Below are 21297 nucleotides of genomic sequence, written 5' to 3'. Positions count from 1 at the left end.
GCATGGTAGGGGTAAATGGATATACGGCAATGACCGCATCAGCATTGCAATTTGCAATAATAGCAACATCGGTAGAAAATAAGATTGATTTAATCCGTTTTCCGTTAATAATAATTCCCGTTGTCCGATTAATAGAATCAGGTACAAGCACTGTATGACTGCGCAATTTTGTATCAATTCTTGGGACAATTCTATCTTTCATATGTATGTCCTCCTCTATTTTTATATAGATTGCTTTTTATTCTCTGTCCTATCAAAGATATAATTATGGCAGATCTCGAATTTACGGTATTTTGCTAAGCTACCACACCCAAACAAATACATAAATCAAAATCTGCCTATACTGATTTTATCATCTATTCCGCTAACTAACAATTCCTTATTTTACTATTTTACTGCTTTTCACTGTAAGACTATCCCATTTGTATTATATCAGAAATCCTGCTTATCCTGTTTACTATGATAATGGCTGTTATCACTATTTCTAATGATCCAATAATCTCTATATGTATCATACTTCCCTGCTAAATGCTCTTTGACCTTTTGAAATCCCATCTCCTCCAACGCCCGGGCCCGTTCAACAGCATATATTGCTGCCTTAGTCGCAATCATAGAACAGCCAAACAATTGATATGCCGGCTCTAAAATAATTGACAGAATCTCACAAAGTGATGTACATTTCTCCAGCTCACTTCCCACATCCAACCTCAAAAGACCGCAATTGTTAAAGTAGTCTGTTGATTTACGATTAAACAATTCAATAGTACCTACTGCTTTATTACTTGTTTTATCAATAATTGAAAAACGCACATAGACCTTGTTGCTATACTCCCATAACCAGAACTTTATTGCCTCCAGCATTCTTTCTTCCGTTGGATAATAAAAATTGTCACCATTGCAATTATCACTGTTAAAAAACGGCAATGCATTCTTATCGCTGTAAACTTCAAGCAAATCCTTTGCATCACTTTCTTCCACTAATCTAAGAAGAAAATGAGAATTTTCTAAAACCGGACATTTTTCATAGACATGTATCATTTTATTTTTCTCCGATCAATTTTATATTTTTCCTAACATTCTGCTGCAAGATATTTAATTAAGTTTTTATTGTAATTCCCCATATTCTTTAAACAGATCGTTACAGGTTGCCAAAATGCGGTCAATAACACTTTGAGGTTCCATAACTCTGATCCCATTTCCCAAAGAAAGAATAACACCATACCAATACATTTCTTCCTCAGGAACCGAAAAACAGAACTCAAAATCACCATTTTCGTATTCTTTTGTAATATGTCCATTCAAATATTCTTTGCATTTCGACTTTACTGCTGCCTTCCCCTTCAGCCTTATTTCAATATTTTTTCGAGAACTTCTTTCCCAGACAGATATATTTTCTGCACAATGTTCTATTCTGTTTTTCTTTTCTGTCATCTGCAGATGTTCTATGCGGACAAGTTTAAACATACAATAATCCTGATACTTTTCATAATATCCTACGAGATACCAATTGAACCACTTATATACCACACAAGCAGGCTCCACTTGCATCTGCTTCACTTCGTTCTCACTATTTGTATATTGGAACTGAACCATTTTCTTTTGTGATATTGCCTCTTCCAGCACCTGAATCTGCTTATTTATTTCCTTATTTTCATGGGCAACACTGAAATCCACGCTGACCGGGGTTATCTGTTCATCAATCAGAGCGTTCATCTTATAGAGAGTCTTCTCAAGATTTTTATTTGTATATGCACTTGCAAGGCCTTTTAATGCTGTTACGATAAAAGCATAATCACGATTATTTGCCAATTGTTTTTCCATTACGTATGTATCAATGATCTGATACCCACCATCTGCCCCATAAGATGATTGAATTGGGATACCAGCCTGATCCAGCGTGTCCATATCTCTCATAATTGTTCTTGTTGAAACTTCAAACTCTTCTGCAAGTTTTTGAGCAGATGTTTTCCCGTGATTCAGCAAATAAATGGCAATAGCCATCAGGCGGTCTATTTTCATTTGTCCTCCCTTCTGCTGCCATAATAGCAAAAGAACTATGACACCATTATGTCATAGTTCAGAATGAAATAAAAGATATTTCTATTTTCCACTTTAACCGCCCATTATCGGCAATATTTTCCCATCAGATATTTTCGGTATTCCTCCTCTATCCGCTTTACTCTGGCTAAATATTTCTGATATTTCCGTTCTTTCGTGATATTTGCCCGTTCCATAATCATATTGACTGCAATTCCGGCTGCTATGACAGTACCGCCCAAAAATGATGTATCTGAATTATAATTACCTGCCATCACATCCAAAAGCACTCCGGTAAACACCTGCCCTACAAAAACAAGCATGGTTAGCTGAAAGGCCGGGATTTGAGGAACAATTATATTAAAAAGCATCACTGCTGCCACACCGAAAACACCGCCCAAATAAATCCATATCCGAAAATCATGATCTGAAACAATGTTTAAATGTGTCCCTCTTGTGACAATAATCGCAATAACTGCGGTAATCGGAAGCCCAACCAAATGGTTAACCAGAGAACCATTCAAAGCCCCGATTTTTTTAGCCAAATATGCATTAACGGTTCTGGACAGCACCACCGTAATTCCCGAACCAAAAGATATAAATACAGCCGTCAAACCAGTGGCAACTGTGTTATCCAGCATGAGAAAAACACCAAAGACGGCAAATGCCAGACCAAATAGGGATGTTTTTTGAAATGGCCTCTTTTCCATGCCAAACAATCCCAAGATATCAATAAATAAAGAAGTGACCGTCTGCCCCAGCAACCCCAATGCAACAATACTTGTCATACTGATATGACCGAAGGCTAAATTTGAAAATATGGTGGTCAAGACACCTATAGCACCTCCCAGATAAATCCATTTCGGCCTATGGGTAAAAAGTGCCTTCTTTTCTCTATGTATCATGTAAAATGACAGCGCAAACAGCGAGCCGACCACATGAATAATTACTGCTGCTGAGAAAGCCCCATATTGATCTGATAAACTACCGTTAACAGAAATCATAACAGACAGCAGAATCCCCGATATAAAAGATAAAAATTGATACATGCTTCTCCACCTCCCTATCAAATAATAACAAAATAATTACCGCAGTACATAGGACATTTGTCATAGTGTTTTTGTGATTTTCTGCTATAATATATAGTGAGGTGATAAATATGAAAAAACTTCCCCTAAAAAAAGAACATATAGATAAACTTGCAGAATACGGCCTGCAGAATATACCGTCAGAGGCCTGTTCCTGCATGCGCTTTTCATCAGGCGAAGAGGTTTTAAGGGAAGGATCGCCGATTTTCTGGCTTTTCATTGTCGTTGATGGCAGGGCGAAAGTCTGCCGCACCGCACCTAACGGCAAAAGTCTCATTCTTTGCTATTATATTTCCTCCGGAATGATCGGCGAGGTTGAATTGATGACAAGACAGGAAATTGCTGCCTCTTCCGTTATAGCTATTACAGATTTTGAGTGCATTGTAATAAATTATCAAAACTGTCTGACCGAATTAAAAACCAATATATCTTTTCTGAACAAAATGGGAACCGAGCTGGCAGAAAAACTATATGAAAGCGCGGAGAGCTTTACATCCTCATCATTATACACCGGGGAACAGCGGCTTTGTACCTATATACTTCAGACTTCACACTGCGGCCTTTTCAACGATATTCTGACAGATGTCTCCTGCTCAGTCGGCATGAGCTACCGACATATGTTCCGGTTACTGGGGCAGTTATGTGAGGCCGGGATATTGGATAAAAGAGAAAGCGGGTATTATATTTTAAACCGCAAGGAACTGATCCGCCGTTCTCACACTGCGGCTGATTCAGCCAATATTGTAAAATAGAATACACGAAAAAAACAAGGTTACAATTAAAACCCTCCATTATAACACCAGACTTTTATATGATGATATTATGATGCAATAGAATGGCGGTGAAAGTATGAACACTTATAAGACATCCGAAATTGCACATAACATTGGAATCCATCCCAATACCGTACGGCTTTATGAAGAACTTGAACTGATTCCCAAACCAGAGCGTAAAGAAAATGGCTATCGTGTCTTCACAGATCTTCACATGGAACAGATCAAATTTGCCAGACTTGCCCTAAAGGTCGAAGTCCTGCAAAATGGTCTGAGGAAGCAGGCGATTACCATTATTAAAACTTCCGCTCTCGGTGACTTTAACAAAGCAATCTGCTTGACTGAACATTATCTGCAACAGATCAGAAATGAGAAAATTAATGCCGAAGAAGCCATAGCAATTACTGAAAAGCTGTTATCCGGACATAGCCAGGAAACAGGTACTATGTTTTTAACCAGAAAAGAAGGGGCCGATTATTTGCAAATCTCAATAGACGCATTAAGAAATTGGGAAATGAACGGATTACTTACTGTCAAGAGAAAACAAAATGGATACCGAGTTTATGATGACGAAGATATCCGACGGTTAAAAGTCATACGTTCCTTGCGTTGTGCCAATTACTCTCTTTCAGCAATTTTAAGAATGCTGAATACCCTGTCCCGAAATCCTGAAGCGGATATCCGGCAGGTAATTGACACTCCAAAGCAAAGTGACGATATTATTTCTGTATGCGATAAGCTGCTCACATCATTGCATTGCGCTGAACAAAACGCAAAAGCTATGCTTGCCCATCTTGAAAAGATGAAAAAACAATTCCAGGAAAACCCTACATTTTAACACCAGACTTTGTTCTGGTGTTATTCTTTTTATGAAAAGAAAAGGAGGGATTAATTCACATGGAAACAACGATTGAAGTAAAAAACCTATGCAAGTCTTACGGCCCCATCAAAGCAGCGAAAAATATCAATATCTCCGTTTGCCGTGGAGAAGTATTTGGCCTGCTGGGTGCAAATGGTGCGGGTAAAAGCACCACAATTGAATGTATTTTGGGGACAAAAAAGCAAGATGGCGGAACTGTATCCATTTTGGAAATGAATCCGCAGAAAGAGCGAAAAAAATTGTTTGAAAGAGTTGGTGTTCAATTTCAGGAAGGGAACTATCAGGACAAAATAAGGGTAGGTGAACTTTGTGAGACCACTGCTTCTCTTTACGAGACTTCTCTGGATTATGGCGGTCTTTTAGAGCAATTCGAACTTTCTGACAAGCTGAAAAATCTGGTCAGCGAGCTTTCGGGAGGTCAGAAGCAGCGGCTTTTCATCGTCCTGGCACTGATCCCAAATCCAGAGGTCGTATTCTTGGACGAGCTGACCACTGGCCTGGATACGAAAGCACGGCGGGAGGTGTGGAAAAGCCTTTCCGAATTAAAGGCGAAAGGAATTACGATTTTATTAACCTCTCATTTCATGGACGAGGTAGAAGCTCTTTGCAGCAAAATCATGATTTTGAAAAAGGGAGAAAGTGTTTTTTACGGGACAGTACAAGAAGCAATTGCCGCCAGTCCTTATGAAAAATTTGAGGACGCATACCTTTGGTACACAGACGAGGAGGCCGAAAATGAAAGCATTTAGAACCTTATTAAAAACAGAAATCCGATTATCCCTCCGTGGGATGGATATGTTCATTTTTGCTATCTGCATGCCTGTTATTATCGTTATTATCTTGGGAGCGGTATTTGGAAATAAACCTGCTTTCGACGGAGCGGAATATACATTTTTGGAGCAATCTTTCGGTGCAGTATCAACCATTGCCATTTGTGCCGGGGGTGTTATGGGGCTTCCCTTAGTTGTGTCTGATTATCGAAACAGAAAAATATTAAAGCGTTTCAAGGTCACGCCTGTCAGCCCTGCTCTTATCTTGGCAGTACAGATTGTCATTTACGCACTTTACTCAATTATTTCACTCATCCTTGTCTATGCAACAGGAGCGGTGTATTTCGGGTATCAATTATACGGCTCATGGCTTCAATTTTTAGGAGCATACTTACTGGTTATGCTGTCAATGTTCAGCATTGGGCTGCTGGTGGGAGGAATTGCACCAAATACAAAAATAGCAAGTGCCGCTGCCAGCCTGCTGTATTTTCCAATGCTTATTTTTTCGGGAGCTACACTGCCTTACGAAGTGATGCCCGCTGCACTGCAAAAAGCTGCAAATATACTGCCATTGACCCAAGGAATAAAGCTTCTCAAGGCTGCTTCCCTGGGCCTGCCGGTAGATCGTATTTTTATTCCGGTGGCTGTGATGATTGTAATTGCAGTCATATGCACTGCTGTTTCTCTCCGCTTTTTTAAGTGGGAATAGACTCAGCCTCTCCTTTTTCGGGATTTGCTTTCACTGAACCACTGAACGGTTTCGTTCATATAATCCTCCGGAATTTTGCTTTTCACTTGTCCGTGCAGCCAGGCTAAGGTTTTACTCCTTAAATACCGGCTCATTTGTTCCTCGGCCTCTGTCATGACAACTTTTATTAAGCAGGGGCAGCTTGTATAGGAGTCAGGCAAGTTGTTTTTATCCAGCAGAACTTCATTCTGCCTGATCTCTGCACACTGAAACAATGACTTTTTCCCCTCAATTGCTTCAACAACATCCCAGAAGGTTATATTTTCAGGTGACCTTCCCAATTCATAGCCGCCATTGGCACCAGGAACGGAATGAACGATGCCGGCTTTTCCAAGCTTGGTAAATACCTTTGACAAATAAGTTTCTGAAACACCCTGATACGCAGCCAGTTCTTTAATCCCAACAGACTTTTCTGACGGAAGGGAACACAGGTGCAGCAAACAGTGTAACGCATATTCGATACCGATAGAAAACTGCAATGTACATAACCTCCTGAATAAATATAGATTTTTATTGCCTGAGCATCCTTGATAAAATAAAAATACGGCAGTAATTGTATTATAGATAATATTTATCTGTAATACCGTTATTATAGCTTGACTTAAAGAAAAAGTCCATATATAATAATCATAGATAATGTTTATCTACGATAATAACTATCTATATTTTGTATATGTACTTTAAAAATCGATTATAGGAGGATATCAATCATGCTTTCACAAAAATTTTATGACGTTCTGCAAAAAGAAGGTGTCGTTTCAATCGTTTCATGGGCAACCGGGGAGCCCCACGTGGTTAACACATGGAATTCCTTTTTAGTTATAACAAGCGATGAAAGAATTCTTATTCCTGCATATGCCATGCGTAAAACAGAAAAAAATCTGAACCAAAACAATAAGATCAAACTGGCCCTGGGCAGCAAAGAGGTTTTAGGTTATAAAGACTACCCCGGAACTGGATTTGTAGTGGAGGGAACTGCTAAATTTCTGGAGTCAGGTTCGGAATTTGATATGATGAAAGAAAAGTTTTCGTTCTTAACCCGGGTTCTGGAAGTAACGGTTTCTTCTGCGAAGCAAATGCTCTAAAAGCCGGCTGATTTCAGAGGAGTGAAAAATACCTCTGGCATTTCAACTCCTCTGAACATATCTCTTTATCATTCATTTAAAATAACTGTTTTAAGGAGGAGAAGGTTAAGAACAAGCATACGATGTAGCAAATCGTCATACATACTCTTAAAGCAGTTGGCGGCCTAATGCCTTCTGTCGTGTCTTCCCTCCATATCATCAGCACAATAAATGCTCCGGCTACCGGTGTGGCAATGGCAGTTGCCAGATTTGCAATATAAATCAGCTGCACCGGAGAACCGCCAAACAGGAAACAGATGACGGCTGAAACGGCCAGAACAATAAACGCCCCAATTCTGATGCTTTTATCTTCTAAAGAAGTAGGTTTATCAAAACCTGCATTTAAAAGCACTACCCCTCTCTGGGTATTGCCCAGCAGTGATGAAAAACCCGCACCTAAAAGCGCAACTCCCATAATTGGCCTGGCAACACTCCCCATAACTGGAACCAGCATTTCTGCAAGTGCAGAAGGTGACTTTACCACTGTCTGTGTAGGATTTAATACGATTGCAGCAACAAGCATGACTGCACCGCTTATTAATATAACACAAATCACGTGGGCAACGGAATCAGCCAGCATCGTACCATTAAACAAGTCTTCTTTTTTCCATTTCTTTTCGCTTCCAAGATAAGTACCGTAAATTCCCGTAGTAAGAGCAGCATGGGTGCTTAAAAATCCCAGAGCTGTGGTAAGGCTTCCTTCCGGAAATTTCCATGTTGTTAGCCCCTTTACCATAGCGCCTGCATGGGGTCCTCCTGTACCGATCAGAGTAATATAAAAGGCGATAATCATGCCTAATACACAGATTCCCACACCCTTTTCAATCTTTGTATATACCCCTTTTGAGAAATAACAATAGACAAGCACTGCAATCATAATCATGGCACCCAGCTTCCAGTCTATGCCAAAAATCAACTGCATTCCTGCGCCGGTTCCGGAGATATTACCAATTGTAAAAAAGCAGCAAGTCAAAAACAAAGCAAGTCCTGTAAAAGCTGCCGCTCCCCTTCCATAATATTTTCTTATTGCATGAATCGTCGGCAGCCCTGTCAGCATCGACAGTCTGTATGTAACCAATACATAAGTCGATCCCATAAAGGCAATCAGGATATAAAGCCATAAAAGGCTGTATCCATATTGGGCACCAATCATAGATGCTGTTGTAATCGCCCCTGGACCAATGACAATACCGGTCAGGATAATCCCTGGTCCCACCTTTTTCATCAATTCTAAAAATGTAAGCTTCTTAACCTTTGATACATCAAAAATTTCTTTCTCTGCGCTGGAGATATTTACATCATTCATATTCTATTCGTATGGTTTTTAGAGAACCATACCACCCTCCCTTCTCATGAAGACTGAACGTTTATCGCCCACCACGTTTTTTCCATACAATAAGCTCCCCTGCTTTCCATAATGAATATTGATACAGGGGCTGCCGCCAGCCCCTGATATCCGAACATTAATTCTGGTATTGACTCATATCAACGTCCGGAAGTTCACTGCGCTTAAGCCCAAGCGCAACCCAATCCTTTTCCTCCTGATTCAGCGGAAGCACCGGCTTCCTCATCAGAGCTGAGGAAAATACTCCTCTTTGTACCAAAGCCTCTTTCAAACGTGCATGAGCTTCACCGGATGGCTGTCCACCGCCATAAATAGCCTGAGAAATATGGTAAATACGGTCCGACCACTCTTGAGCCTCCTTTAATGTATGCTTTTCCGGATTCTTAAAAACTTCCCATGCCGGACAAATCAATTCCGGAACACAGCCGGCAAATCCAATTAGAGCACCATCCATTCCTGGGAACCAGCTTACGCACAAAGTCTCATCGTGGCATGTAATCAGAGAAATATCCGGGCATTCCTGACGGAGCAGGCGTACATCATGCTCGTAAATAGAAGTAACGCGGGTCCCCATCTTGATACACTTTACGTGGTCGATTTCCTTGCACATTTTTATCAATGACTCTACCGGATAATTCGCCCTGCTCGTTGCAGGATACAGATGGATTACAATGTCAATATCAGCACCTTCAGCCACATCCTTTATATACTGGAAAGGAGCCTCCTCGCTCATTCCAAACCGCAGCCACATATGAGGAGGCATCAGCAGAATTCCATCTGCACCGGCTTCCTTAGCTTCTTTTGCCATCTCAATGGATTCAATTGTATTTTCGCAGTTGATGCCGGACACAATCGTCATAATATCCCCGCATTCTTCACTGCAAATTTCAACCACACGCCTGCGCTCTGCACGGGAAAGACCTGTAACCTCACCCGTATGCCCATTGCACACCAACCCTTCGATCCCCTGTCCATAAAAGCTCTTAATCCAGCGAAGATATGCACGGAATTCTTTTTCATCAATTGAGGAATCAGCATTTAACGGAACAGACACTGCCGGGAAAATTGTTTTAAAATTTTTTGCTTTTGCCATAACTTTGATTCTCCTTTAAACTGTTGTTTGTTATTTTGTTCATAAGCACTGCGCAAATGCTTTTTAGATATATACAAACGTTTGTATATCTTGTGGTTATTTTATATCATGCTTCAATATCTGCGTCAATATTTTATAGAAAGTCTGCAATTATTTGTATATGACATGCAATTTTTTGCACATTTTAACAAAATAATTCAATCGACTAGTGAATAATTGTTTATTTTATTCCATTTTTATATTGAATTTTGGGTATAATTTTATTATACTTTCTATATGCCAACGTTTGTATATCAATGAACTAAAGGAGTGTGAAACATGGCAACTTTAAAAGATGTTGCTCGTATGGCTTGTGTGGATGTGAGCACCGTATCCCGTGCAATCAACAATACTTCTTATGTACATCCCGACACAAAAGCCCGTATTTTTGCAGCAGTAAAAGAACTGGGCTACCAGCCTAACGTCATTGCCCAAAGCTTGAGACAGGGCAGGCGCCATACCATCGGGGTTGTGGTTCCCCGTCTGCATATGACTGTATTCGCAGATATCATGCAGGGAATTGAGGAAGAAGCAAGAAGATTGGGCTATGCAACTCTGATCTGCAACACGGAAGATGACCCAAAGATAGAAAGGGAATGTCTGACCCGCCTTCGTAACGGTTTTGTAGACGGAATTATTATAGCCGGAACCGGACACAATGGACGGCTGCTCCGTGACATCCAGTCCAGCGGCTTAAAGATAACCCAAATCCTGCGCCAGCAGGATACCTCTATAAACAGTGTGATTGTCAATTATGAAAGCTGCGGCTATGAGGCTGCAAAGTATCTGGCTTCCAAAGGCTGCCGGGAAATCGGTCTCATCAATGGAACAATGAAACTCTCCCCTTTCCGGGAGCGGTATAATGGATACTGCCGTGCCTTAAAAGAATTAGGTCTGCCTGAAACAAGCGCCATTTCATCTTCACCGGTAAACAGTCTGGAATATGGTTACCAGTGTGCCCTGGATCTCCTGGAACAAAATCCTGATCTTGATGCCATTATGGCTGCTGTTGATGTTCAGGGTATCGGTGCAATGCGCGCTTTAAAGGTACAGGGAATAAAATTTCCTGATCAAATCCGCATAATCAGCCTCACCGGACACATTATCGGCGGAATGCTGGAAACCACCATGACCTCAATGGAAATGCCTGCACGTGAAATGGGGATGCGGGCAGCGCTTATGACAATCCATGATATTGAATCTCCCTCCGGTCAGAATACTTCCCCGCAGCATCTTGTTTTTACCTCCTCACTGGTTGAGCGGGAAAGCAGTTAAACCATGTCCAAAAGAAATATGAAAAACAGCGGCTTTGGATACAGAAAAACTTCCTGCCCCAAAACCGCTGTTTAAATATATAACCTACCGAAGCTCCGGCCAGAACTCCTTATTTACCTCAATCTGCTGCTCCATTAATCCCTTCTGAAAAACAGGAACTTTCCCCATAGACAAAGCTCTGGTGCGTTTTTTTCTACAATACAAGGAACTCCGTTATTTACGCTTTACTTTTTCCATAGGCAGACCGCCATATCGACCCGGCCATCCGGGAGAAAAGAAACTCCTTCAGCTTTCAAAATGGATTTACGTATTTCTGGAGAACCTCCGTTTGCAAAGGAACCATCAGCCATCACCACCCGCTGCCACGGCAAATATTCCGGGCAGAAACGCATTGCCCGACCGACCTCCCGTGCGGCACGGGGTCTTCCAAGCATATATGCGATTTGTCCGTATGAAATCACTTTCCCGCGGGGAATCTTCTCTACAACATCATATACCTGAGTAAAAAATTGATTCATAATCTCCTTCTCTCTTTCATTAAACGCTGGTATTCTGGTGAAGCTGCCAAAGTTGCCAAAGCTGCCATAACTTCATTTATTCGGTCAGATTAATGGTGATTGCCTTAGGTCTTGTCATTGCTTCTATGGAATACTTTACACCCTGGGTGCCCATACCGGAGGCTTTTACTCCTAAAAATGGAAAATGATCCGGGCCTCTTTCTGTTTTATTATTAATCTGCACCGTTCCCACCTCTAATTTTTCAGCAATGCGAAAAGCCTTATTGATATCTTTGGTAAATACGGAAGACTGCAGGCCATATTCTGAGCGGTTGGCTATCTCTACTGCTTCCTCCATATTTTTCACCCGGATAATGGGAAGAATCGGTGAAAACGGTTCCTTCCACGCAATCTCCATATCAACTGTTACGTGATCCAGCAATGTAGGATAGATCAAATTTCCTTCTCTCTTATTTCCCACAATAAGCCTGGCACCTTTTGCAATGGCATCCTGAATTAAAAATTCGGCAAAATCAGCAGCCTTCTGGTCAATCAAAGGAGTGACCACCACATGATCCCTGGGATCTCCTACAGACAGCTTTTCAATTCCGGCTTTTAGCATATCTGCTAACTGGTCTGCCACTTCATCTGTGGTAATTATGCGTTTCACCGCCGTACAGCGCTGGCCGGAATAAGAGAATGCACCTTCCACAATATTTTTTGCCGCATATTCTAAATCAGCATCTTCCAGAACAAGAGCCGCGTCCTTGCCGCCAAGCTCCAGAAGCAAAGGAGTCATGCAGGATATCTGGGATAAATGCCTGCCCACCTCCGTACTGCCTGTAAAATTAATAAAGTCAATGCCTTCATGAGTTACAATATAGTCGCCGATCTCGCTGCCTTTACCGGTAACGGTCTGCAGCACTCCTCCAGGCAATCCTGCATCCTGCAACGCATTTACAAGGTGAAGGGCACTGATGGCTCCCTGTGTGGCAGGCTTTAATATAACCGTATTGCCCCCAATCAGCGCCGGAGCTATCTTGGAGGCCGACAAATTAATGGGGTAATTAAAAGGTGATATGGCTAATACAGTTCCAAGGGGAACTCTCTTCACATAAGACATCTTGTTGCGGGAACCTCCCGGGAAATTCTCCCCGCTCACCGCTATCCCTTCCAGACTCTTTCCCGCATCTGCAGTAAACCGGAGAAAATCTGCAGTTCTCTTCACTTCTGATACAGAAGATTTCTTATCTTTTGCAATCTCCATCATCAGGATATCCGATATTTCTTCTGCCCTTTCCTCCAAAAGCTCTGCTGCTTTGTACAATATCCCAGCCTTTTCATATATTGGAACGCTGCTCCACAAAGAGAGACTTTCTTTGGAATACCGGATAACCTCATTAACCTCTTCTTTGCTGAGTGCCTGAATCTCACCCACAAGAGAACCGTCTGCCGGGGATGTTATGGTAATGACCTTACCCGATGCTGATTCCACCCACTGTCCATTGATTAAATTTCCATAAATAAGCTTTTCATTGCATAATCCAGACATATCGATCTCTCCTTTCCATATCTCCGCGATTTTCATATGATTATAATATATCATAAATATGAGAGTCAGATACCAATAATATTTTAATAAGCACAGCTTATTGGCTTACAACCTTGTCAACCAGACGCAAAAACGCCTGCACGCCTATTTCCAGCTTATCATCGGGTGTATGTTCTTCTTTACAGTGAGATAATCCGCCTTCCGACATTACGAACATCATAACTGTCGGTACCTGGGTTGCCATTTCTACTGCATCATGCAAAGGTCCGGAATACATATTAGTTGGTTCTCCAGTTTGTTCTTCTACTGCAGTTTTACACAATTCAATCAAATGGTCATCGAATAACTGAGGAGCCACAGTACAAATCTTGTCCCATTTTGCAGTAACGCCATGATCTTTTGCCGACTGCTCAGCAACCTGCCGTGCTCCCTCGTGCATTTTCTTTAAATCAGCAGGATCAATGGTCCTCTGATCCAGAGAAATTACACATTTTCCTGGTACAATGGTTACAACATCAGGCTCCACACGTACCTGCCCAACTGTACATACAGCATTGTATTTCAAGGCAATTTCTTTAAAAGCCAGGGCAGATTGAGCTGCTGCCAAAAAGGCATCCTGGCGCATTCTGGTGGGGAATGAACCGGCATGTGAAGATTGTCCGGTGAATTCAATAGAATAGCGTTCTACCCCTGCAGCACCATAAACACAGGAAACATCTTTACCTGTGTTCTGCAGAACCGGTCCCTGTTCAATATGCAGTTCAAGGTAGCTCATCAGATTACGGGCTTTCATTTGGGTATGAGCATCCAACATATTTGCCGGTTCAACATCATACTTTCTCACCGCATCCTCGAATTTTACTCCATTTACATCTCTTCTTCCCATCAGCTCATTGATATCCAGGGAACCGCTGGCCGCCGAAGAACCAAGGCAGCTGTAACCAAATCTCGCCCCTTCTTCATCAGCCCAGTTAACAGCATATATGGTTTTACTGGGCTTGACGCCATTTTTATGGTATTGTTTTAAAACTTCCAGTCCTGCAACAACTCCCAGTGCGCCATCCAGACCTCCGCCATTGGGAACACAGTCTAAATGACTTCCGATTGCCACTGCTTCTTCTGTTTCACCTTCCATTTTTGCCCATTGGTTACCGGCAGAATCTATGGTAACCACGGCACCGCATTCTTCCGCTTTCGATTTAAACCAGTCCCTGGCTTTCTGCCATTCCGGTGTCCACGCTACACGCTGTGCACCTTTTTCATCAGCAGTAAGCGCTGCCAGCTCCTTTAAATCCTCTACGGTGCGTTTTGCTCCTTCATCTAAGTTGTAACTCATAAGGGTATCTCCTGCTTTCCTCTAAAATATAATGTTCCTTTTACACATGCCGTCCTCCAAACTGGCACAATCGGTACAAATGCTGCAAAAACACAAAATATACTGCTGCTGTCAGAGGATTCATCATCAAAAGCCAAAAGGCTTTCCAGCTCATTCTTCCTTTATTCTCCTGCATCAAACACATCCTCCGAATTCTTACTCCATATTTTGCTGCTGTTCCTGAATCAAGCGAATGTTGGACTGTTCTATTTCACTCAGAATATGTTCATCAAAATCTTCCGGAGCAACCGTTCCTTCATACCAACTGCATTGATTAAAATATCTCTGTAACTCTTCATCATTAAACCGCCTGCCATGTCTTGCATAAATCTCGTTTCTTGCAATCCGCAGCCGGCTGGCTGAAAGATTCCATAAGTCCGGCTCCTGAAGCAGACTGTTGCTGCTGTTAGGAAATACAAATTCATATCCGTCATATTTTGCCGTATCAGACTGAATCCGGAAAGTCTCCCGGATTTGGCTGATTTCATTTTTCATTTTCTGGTATTCCTCCATGATGGCGCTGTCTTCCATATAAAATGTCACATCGGTGGGCAGTGACATCGCATATACGTAGGGACCGTCATACCCCCATACTTCATAATCCGGCAGATTGACATAGCTGCCATCGGAATATGATTGAATAAAGAATAAAACTCCATCACCTATCAGATCATAGGACTTTTTTTGGTAGTAGCTGCACCCTCCCTCAAACTCTTTTCTGATCGCCAGACTGTTCCAATCCTTTGGCATATCCATTTCAAAGCCCGGAGCCTGAGAAGCGGAAGACTGTAAAGCTGACTCCTGTTCCGTTTCAGGCTGCTCTGTTTCTATGGTTTCATCTTCTGCCTTCTTTGTATTATTAATTTTCGGCGCAGACTTCTCTGCTTTCGTCTCCTCATATACTCCCGTTTTACCTGCTCCCCGAAGATACGTCCCCATAAACATCAGGCCTCCAAGCATTGTGTAAATAACAACTATTCCGGTTATAACAATCCGAAACCCAAGCCCGGCCTTATCTTTCAGAAAATCTGAAGGTTCCGTATAGGTACAGGTTCCATATCTCATTGCCTCCCTGACCGATGTGTTTTCGGGGCTGTACGAAAGCAGAGAGTTGCAGATATCTTTTGCCTTCTCAATTTCACCTGCCTGTTCATAGACTTTCATTTGAATGGGCATAATAGGAATGCGGTAATAAGCATCCGGATAACGTTCACAATATACGTTCACATAGGCTTCCACCTGTCCAGATTTCTGTGCCATATAGGCACTCCTGATTTCACCTAACAGAAGCACCGCTTCCCCCGCCCGTTTTAATGAAGGATGCTGTTTTATAAGCTGTTTATGATACGCAAATTCTGCTTCTGCATCTTCATTTCTTCCCAGCCCCAGAAAGCATACCCCCAGCAGATTGCTGTGAGTCATCCGCATCATTTTCTTTTCCCGAACACCATTCCAGTCATAATCTGCAAGCTCCAGCGCCTGAGCATATTTCCCGGCCCGGGCAAGTCCGACGGCAGCATTATGTACTTGTTTCTTATAGTAAGACCGAAGCCAATAAAAACCATATGCTGTCTCCATCAAAAAGGCGAAAGAAGCGGTAAGCGGCCGATTTTCCTTTATAAGTATCTCCATATATTTTTTCGCCCAATAAAATTCCAATGTATATGCTAAACTCGCAATTGCAAGAGTTAAGGTAAAAATAATTCCCATACCGTCTCTTGAATTCAAAAAAGTCCATTTATATAAATATTCCTGAAAAAAGTAAAAAAACAATCCAAAGATTAAAAACAATTCCAGACAGCGATTCCAATACCGCCTCCTGTCATGAATCAAAAACCATCGCTTTCCTGCTTCAAAAGCTGCCTGATTCTCCGCATTCTCCGCAAATTCCAATAGTTTTTCTTTTGCATAGTTTCTCCTTTTCCTGTTATTAAAAGGCAGAAGTAAACATATTACCTCAAATGTGATAACAACATAGGAGTATGCCCGGATATTTGCTATTTCTCCTTCGTCGTATATAATTGAAGACAGCCCTACCCCACTTAATATTTCCCATTCCCATTTTTCTGTGTTGTCAAAACCAAGCAGCAGAAGGCGGATGGGCGCACCATCTAATGTTTTTTCCCTGATATTTCCCTCAATTGTCAGCCTCGTCCGCTTCTCATCTGATCTTTCTACATAGCTGACCTTAACTCGAACATCTTCTTCCGCAGAAAAAACTTGTACATTCCCGCCATTTGCCTCAACATTAATGATAAACGTCTGTTTCGACGGAATAATTTCCATCTCTATCGCATGCAGCCGCTTTCCTTCACTGAGAAAAAGCCACAGTGCAAAGCAGCCGGCTAAGATGAGCAGCCCATAATACAAGATACGCATTTTACTTAACTTCACTCCGCTTGTTTTATCCATTCTTCCACCCCTGCAAAAATATATAGAATAAATTTAATGATAGCATAAAAACAAATTAAAAGAATAGCAAATTCATTAATATTTTCTAACAAATTGACTTTTTATTTTTTTAAATCTATTTGCTCACAAATATTTTCCTCTTTTTCTCCGGCTGTAAACGGCTTGTTCTTTAAGACAAAACAAACAGCCATTGCGGCAGCCGTAATCAAAAGCCATCCAAAGATGGTAATGTCCCAGCCCGCATGCTGTACCAGAACGCCGATCCCATAGGTGGAAATGGCGCACCCCAAGTATGCCATTGCATTTAAAAATCCGGACACGGTTGACACTCTCCCCTCTCTCTCAAAATGAAGCGGAAGCAAATTGACGAACAAAGTATTGACCGCCATCATGGAAGCCGTGATCACGGACAGCAGGCCCGCTGTTAAAAACATGTTGACCGCGCTGAATCTCCACAGCAAAAACAATGCACCTGTAGCCGTAAGAAAGAAAAACGTGGCCGTTTTTACCTCCTGTCTGCCGAAATATCTGCGGTACATAAACTGGGCCGCATAGGCACCTGTCAAGTTGATGACCGGAAGCATGGTAGTCACCAGTATGGAAATCGTGGGTGAGGCCAAAAATGTCTCACTGATATAGGTTGGCACCCAGGAAGTCACTCCATCCTTTAATACGCCGTGCACCACCACCGGAACCAATAAGAAAACCAGTCCTGAACTCACCAGCACCTGGGAAAACGGCATAGCAGAGACTGTTTTTTCATTTCCTTCCACTAGTTTCTCAGACTCATTCTCCTCATACTTTTGTGCATATGCCTCCACTTTGGCAAATCCGCCCCTAAAGACAAGAGCTGCTGCGCACATGCAGACAGATGCCGCATAAAATACGTACCGCCAGCCAGCCGCCGCAATCATGGCTGCAGAAAGCAGATAAGAAGCCAGTGTTCCCACCGCCATGGTGGAAGTGATATGAATGCAGTACTTCATTTTCTTTTCTTCCGTCATCATTTTCGCAAAAATCCTCATAATTGGAGGCCAGATCATAGCCTGGGTATACCCATTGGCACACCAGAACAGTGCCATCATTCCAAAATTTGACAAAAACCCCATGGCTAGATTTAAAAGACCGGAAGCGAACAATCCGGCAAAAATCATTTTACCAGGGTGAAGCCGGTCTGCCAGTATTCCGTTTAGAAACTGCCCCGCGCCATAAGCGAAGAAGTACACCATACTGATGAACCCCGCCTGGGAGGCGGTGATGACGGAACCTCCGATCATAACAGGCATAGCCGACGAATAATTGAGTCTCCCGATATAAGAAGCAAAATACACCAGCCAGCACAGCAGGAACAGTACGTCCTGGGTGTGGCTGTCATGGATTCTGTTTAAATTTTTCTGCATGTTTCTCTCCCGTACATTCTAATTTTATATTTCAACGGCAAACCTATCAACTTCCGCCACTTTTCTATTCCTTCATAGGAAATCCCATGATACACTGCTATTGGTATTGATGAACAGAAATAAGATGCTGTGTCCGCCCTCCCTAGAAGCTATCGGCACAACACCTTACATTTTTAAGATTATTTGTAATATTGTTTTACAATTCATATGTGGTAAAAATAAAAATATTTCTAAAGTACTATTTTATTTTATGAGAAATGGAAAGAACGGCGCAGATTGACTTTGTGAAGAAGCGAGTTTATAATAAAAGCGGTATTAAAAAATATTGAGCGCTATCTACGGATGCAGAATGGGGGTAAATATGAAAGTAACCATGTATGGGTCAGAAATTTGTCCTGATTGTGTTAAGGCAAAAAAGAGCTTAACAGCACTTAACAATATTGAGTTTGAGTATAAGAACATTACCAATGACACAGCCACTTTAAAGGAATTTTTAGCCTATCGGGATAACGACAGCATATTTCAGGAGGTTAAGGAATCCGGGAGAATTGGAATACCGTTTTTTATATTGGAAAATGGAGAAAAAACGTTTGATATCAGTGAATATATAAATATGTCTGCTGAAACCGGAGAATTTGAAAGCTCTGTTGCTTTTTGTTCTATTGACAAAAAAGGGCAATGCTGATCATTTAAAATCTAATTTTTCACACTTATTGATAGCAAAAAATAGGAGTAGGGACGTTTTTCCCTACTCCTATTATAGTACAATCCGACCGCCTTCAGGCATTATATTTTTTTCAGCTATAGAAAATTTCAGAAAACAGCATTGACCCTATTCTTAAAATATGCCAGATTAACCGATTATATTGCATCCAACATTTTCTATACAAGATTTAATTGAATCTTCGTCCGTTGATTCATTGTATCCGACTTCAATGGAACCTCTTGCCGCATCGATATTGACCATAGAAATTCCTTCTATTTTATCTAATGCATTTTTCAACTGGGTTTTAACCTCTGAATTGTTTACGCCTGATATATCATAATGAATTTTGTTCATAAGCTAACTCCTTTCCCGTTTAAGTTATATTTTTTGAACGTTGAAAGCAGATAGGCCTTTATCGTCTTGTCTAACATCAAAATTGACAGACTGGCCCTCATGCAAATCTTTATTATGAGTCTTTTCTTTGACTTGCGAATGATGAACGAATACATCCTGACCTTCGTTGGATGAGATAAAGCCGTAGCCTCTTTCGTTATCAAACCACTTAACTACACCAGTATAGTTGGACATGTTGGGAACCTCCTTTTTGGGAAAATAGACCCATACCTAGCTTTTGGGAGCTTTAAATCCTAAGATTCTTTATCTTTTGAATTATCTGCCTTTAATCCGAATACAGCCCGGGCGCTCTCTGCTTGTGGGTTATGATTAATATGCTTTGAATGAAAAGTACCATCTTCTTTTTTATGATTCTTTTTACTTTTTTTGGAATTATCTCTGCTCATAATTTACCTCCTTTTATTATAGAACTATTTTTAGTATGCCATTCATTCAAAACCTGCATTCTATGATTACGTTCCAATTTGAGCCATTTGTTTTTCTTTTCAAAATAAAAAGGCCATGCTTTTCATTTTGAAAAACATAACCCCATATCTATACCTGCTATTCTTCAATTACGATACAGTTCCGGTTTGCTTTTGCCCGGTACAGGCATTCATCCGCTTTTGAGATAAAGGCATCTGTATCCTTACCCATTGCTAATTTGTATTGAGCAACTCCAATGCTGATTGTGATCTTTATCAGAGTAGAATTATAATAGATATTTAACTCTTCCACATCCGTTCTCAGCTGTTCAGCAATGCCTGCTGCCTCCGATAATACGGTATCTGCAAGACATACTACAAACTCATCTCCCCCAAACCTTCCTAAAAAATCATGAGGACGCAGTCTGGACTGTGCACACTCCGTAAAATACTTAAGGACAATATCGCCTCCCAGATGCCCGTACTGGTCATTGATATGTTTAAAGTAATCTATATCAATCAAAAGTAAGGACATTGCAGTATTTCCGAACTGCGCGCGCTCTATCTCTATTTTTAACTTCTGAATAAAGCTCCCCCGATTAAAAGCCCCTGTCAAATAATCAAAAGTCGCAAGAAAAATAATTTCTTCATTGCTCCTTATAAGATTTTCCACACTGCGCTTATAGAAAGTAATATCCCGGAAGGTCATTGAGGTAAGAATAAATCCTTCTTCATCCTGAAAGATTGTTGACGTACATTCTGCCAGAAATTTACTTCCATTGCTTTTTATGAATGTCAGGATCTCTCTCGTCGATCCTAACCTGTTTCTTTTTCTCATTGCAAGCGCCACCTTCGGATCACCCAGATCAACAATAGCCGCACGGCCGTCACGGCATAATTCTTCTTCTGTTTTTCCAAATAGTTTGCAGGCTTCCGGATTTGCACGGCAGATTTCACCCGACACTGTTGTAATTAATATGGCATCCATGCTATTTTCAAACAATAATCTGTAATGACTTTCTTTAAATATAAAATTCGTATTTATCACCTCCTTGGAACAGGATTTAAAATCAATCCGTGAATTAAAACCATTCCTCGTTCAAACTTTGCTGTAACTTACTTCTTTTCAGAGTAATGCCTCGCATAGTAACCGTGAGCGCATCCGGCAACGGTATCTCCAAAAGATCATCACCAACTTCCACTTCCTGGCTTACCGGCCTTGACAACAGTATGTCAAATCCTGTATCATGGCACAGTACGTACCGGGAAAATAAGCGTTTCATCATACGTTTCCTCCTTCTGTCTCCGCTTCTGGAATATAAGAGAATCTTCTTATTTCTATCTTTTCTTACAATATTCCAATTA

At 41.3% G+C, this 21297-nt stretch carries 24 protein-coding genes and 1 pseudogene; 7 read left to right on the top strand and 18 right to left on the bottom strand.

Annotation, left to right across the window (positions count from 1 at the left end):
- The 4 genes and pseudogenes from V7M78_RS14115 to V7M78_RS14100 form a co-directional block, all read right to left on the bottom strand.
- Window positions 1–202 (bottom strand): annotated as a pseudogene (locus V7M78_RS14115) (hydrolase); the annotation flags it as partial.
- 230 nt (window positions 203–432) lie between these two features.
- Window positions 433–1038 carry a GNAT family N-acetyltransferase gene (locus V7M78_RS14110; protein ID WP_333650612.1) on the bottom strand — a complete coding sequence of 202 codons (606 nt, stop codon included), beginning with the start codon at window positions 1036–1038 and terminating at the stop codon, window positions 433–435.
- A gap of 66 nt (window positions 1039–1104) precedes the next feature.
- Window positions 1105–2019: a helix-turn-helix transcriptional regulator gene (locus tag V7M78_RS14105; protein WP_333650610.1), complete on the bottom strand. Its 915-nt coding sequence runs from the start codon at window positions 2017–2019 to the stop codon at window positions 1105–1107.
- A gap of 104 nt (window positions 2020–2123) precedes the next feature.
- On the bottom strand, window positions 2124–3086 hold the full coding sequence (locus V7M78_RS14100) for a DMT family transporter (RefSeq protein ID WP_333650609.1): 963 nt from the start codon (window positions 3084–3086) through the stop codon (window positions 2124–2126).
- Between the two features lie 110 nt (window positions 3087–3196).
- Here V7M78_RS14100 and V7M78_RS14095 point away from each other — a divergent pair, with 110 nt between their 5' ends.
- The 4 genes from V7M78_RS14095 to V7M78_RS14080 all read left to right on the top strand — a co-directional run bounded on the left by V7M78_RS14095 (window position 3197) and on the right by V7M78_RS14080 (window position 6257).
- Window positions 3197–3877, top strand: a complete 681-nt coding sequence (locus tag V7M78_RS14095) for a cyclic nucleotide-binding domain-containing protein (RefSeq protein ID WP_333650607.1) — start codon at window positions 3197–3199, stop codon at window positions 3875–3877.
- A 97-nt stretch (window positions 3878–3974) separates the two neighbouring features.
- The gene (locus tag V7M78_RS14090; RefSeq protein ID WP_333650605.1) at window positions 3975–4736 is read left to right on the top strand and encodes a MerR family transcriptional regulator; all 762 of its coding nucleotides are present in this window, start codon (window positions 3975–3977) and stop codon (window positions 4734–4736) included.
- Between the two features lie 59 nt (window positions 4737–4795).
- Entirely contained in the window at window positions 4796–5527 is a 732-nt protein-coding gene (locus V7M78_RS14085) for an ABC transporter ATP-binding protein (protein ID WP_333650603.1), read from the top strand.
- Window positions 5514–6257, top strand: coding sequence for an ABC transporter permease (locus tag V7M78_RS14080; RefSeq protein WP_333650601.1), 744 nt, complete (start codon window positions 5514–5516; stop codon window positions 6255–6257). The genes V7M78_RS14085 and V7M78_RS14080 overlap by 14 nt, the downstream gene beginning before the upstream one ends.
- A 2-nt stretch (window positions 6258–6259) precedes the next feature.
- Here the strand turns inward: V7M78_RS14080 and V7M78_RS14075 are convergent, their stop codons facing one another.
- Window positions 6260–6775 (bottom strand): RrF2 family transcriptional regulator, encoded by a 516-nt coding sequence (locus V7M78_RS14075; protein ID WP_333650599.1) that lies wholly within the window; start codon window positions 6773–6775, stop codon window positions 6260–6262.
- Between the two features lie 231 nt (window positions 6776–7006).
- Here V7M78_RS14075 and V7M78_RS14070 point away from each other — a divergent pair, with 231 nt between their 5' ends.
- Entirely contained in the window at window positions 7007–7381 is a 375-nt protein-coding gene (locus V7M78_RS14070; protein ID WP_333650597.1) for a pyridoxamine 5'-phosphate oxidase family protein, read from the top strand.
- Between the two features lie 76 nt (window positions 7382–7457).
- On the opposite strand, the gene V7M78_RS14065 is transcribed toward V7M78_RS14070, so the two are convergent.
- Window positions 7458–8726 (bottom strand): Nramp family divalent metal transporter, encoded by a 1269-nt coding sequence (locus V7M78_RS14065; protein WP_333650595.1) that lies wholly within the window; start codon window positions 8724–8726, stop codon window positions 7458–7460.
- Between the two features lie 157 nt (window positions 8727–8883).
- Window positions 8884–9858, bottom strand: coding sequence for a dihydrodipicolinate synthase family protein (locus tag V7M78_RS14060; protein ID WP_333650593.1), 975 nt, complete (start codon window positions 9856–9858; stop codon window positions 8884–8886).
- A gap of 318 nt (window positions 9859–10176) precedes the next feature.
- Between V7M78_RS14060 and V7M78_RS14055 the strand changes: the two genes are divergently transcribed.
- On the top strand, window positions 10177–11172 hold the full coding sequence (locus V7M78_RS14055; protein WP_333650591.1) for a LacI family DNA-binding transcriptional regulator: 996 nt from the start codon (window positions 10177–10179) through the stop codon (window positions 11170–11172).
- A gap of 224 nt (window positions 11173–11396) precedes the next feature.
- Here the strand turns inward: V7M78_RS14055 and V7M78_RS14050 are convergent, their stop codons facing one another.
- From V7M78_RS14050 to V7M78_RS14025, 6 genes are all read right to left on the bottom strand, one after another.
- On the bottom strand, window positions 11397–11690 hold the full coding sequence (locus V7M78_RS14050; RefSeq protein ID WP_333650589.1) for an MGMT family protein: 294 nt from the start codon (window positions 11688–11690) through the stop codon (window positions 11397–11399).
- 76 nt (window positions 11691–11766) lie between these two features.
- Window positions 11767–13221 (bottom strand): NADP-dependent glyceraldehyde-3-phosphate dehydrogenase, encoded by a 1455-nt coding sequence (locus V7M78_RS14045; RefSeq protein ID WP_333650587.1) that lies wholly within the window; start codon window positions 13219–13221, stop codon window positions 11767–11769.
- Between the two features lie 97 nt (window positions 13222–13318).
- On the bottom strand, window positions 13319–14557 hold the full coding sequence (locus V7M78_RS14040; RefSeq protein WP_333650585.1) for a M20 family metallo-hydrolase: 1239 nt from the start codon (window positions 14555–14557) through the stop codon (window positions 13319–13321).
- Between the two features lie 40 nt (window positions 14558–14597).
- On the bottom strand, window positions 14598–14732 hold the full coding sequence (locus V7M78_RS14035; protein ID WP_333650583.1) for a hypothetical protein: 135 nt from the start codon (window positions 14730–14732) through the stop codon (window positions 14598–14600).
- 20 nt (window positions 14733–14752) lie between these two features.
- Window positions 14753–17008 (bottom strand): YARHG domain-containing protein, encoded by a 2256-nt coding sequence (locus tag V7M78_RS14030; RefSeq protein ID WP_333650581.1) that lies wholly within the window; start codon window positions 17006–17008, stop codon window positions 14753–14755.
- Window positions 17009–17109: 101 nt separating this feature from the next.
- Complete coding sequence (locus tag V7M78_RS14025; RefSeq protein ID WP_333650579.1) at window positions 17110–18408, bottom strand: MFS transporter; 1299 nt, start codon at window positions 18406–18408, stop codon at window positions 17110–17112.
- A gap of 361 nt (window positions 18409–18769) precedes the next feature.
- On the opposite strand from V7M78_RS14025, the gene V7M78_RS14020 reads away from it, so the two are divergent.
- Complete coding sequence (locus V7M78_RS14020; protein ID WP_333650577.1) at window positions 18770–19093, top strand: glutaredoxin domain-containing protein; 324 nt, start codon at window positions 18770–18772, stop codon at window positions 19091–19093.
- Window positions 19094–19261: 168 nt separating this feature from the next.
- Here V7M78_RS14020 and V7M78_RS14015 read toward each other — a convergent pair whose 3' ends face one another.
- The 5 genes from V7M78_RS14015 to V7M78_RS13995 all read right to left on the bottom strand — a co-directional run bounded on the left by V7M78_RS14015 (window position 19262) and on the right by V7M78_RS13995 (window position 21218).
- The gene (locus V7M78_RS14015; RefSeq protein ID WP_333650575.1) at window positions 19262–19468 is read right to left on the bottom strand and encodes a heavy metal transporter; all 207 of its coding nucleotides are present in this window, start codon (window positions 19466–19468) and stop codon (window positions 19262–19264) included.
- 24 nt (window positions 19469–19492) lie between these two features.
- On the bottom strand, window positions 19493–19702 hold the full coding sequence (locus tag V7M78_RS14010; RefSeq protein WP_333650572.1) for a cold-shock protein: 210 nt from the start codon (window positions 19700–19702) through the stop codon (window positions 19493–19495).
- 59 nt (window positions 19703–19761) lie between these two features.
- Window positions 19762–19914 carry a CPC_1213 family protein gene (locus tag V7M78_RS14005; protein ID WP_333650570.1) on the bottom strand — a complete coding sequence of 51 codons (153 nt, stop codon included), beginning with the start codon at window positions 19912–19914 and terminating at the stop codon, window positions 19762–19764.
- A 157-nt stretch (window positions 19915–20071) separates the two neighbouring features.
- A complete protein-coding gene (locus V7M78_RS14000; protein WP_333650568.1) occupies window positions 20072–20980 on the bottom strand; it encodes a sensor domain-containing diguanylate cyclase in 909 nt (302 codons plus the stop codon).
- Between the two features lie 34 nt (window positions 20981–21014).
- A complete protein-coding gene (locus tag V7M78_RS13995) occupies window positions 21015–21218 on the bottom strand; it encodes a hypothetical protein (RefSeq protein ID WP_333650566.1) in 204 nt (67 codons plus the stop codon).
- Between the last annotated feature and the right edge of the window lie 79 nt (window positions 21219–21297).

This window comes from Lacrimispora sp., assembly GCF_036758025.1.
In the GTDB taxonomy this organism is placed as follows: Bacteria; Bacillota; Clostridia; order Lachnospirales; family Lachnospiraceae; genus Lacrimispora.
This window is presented reverse-complemented; position numbering and strand designations above follow the sequence as displayed.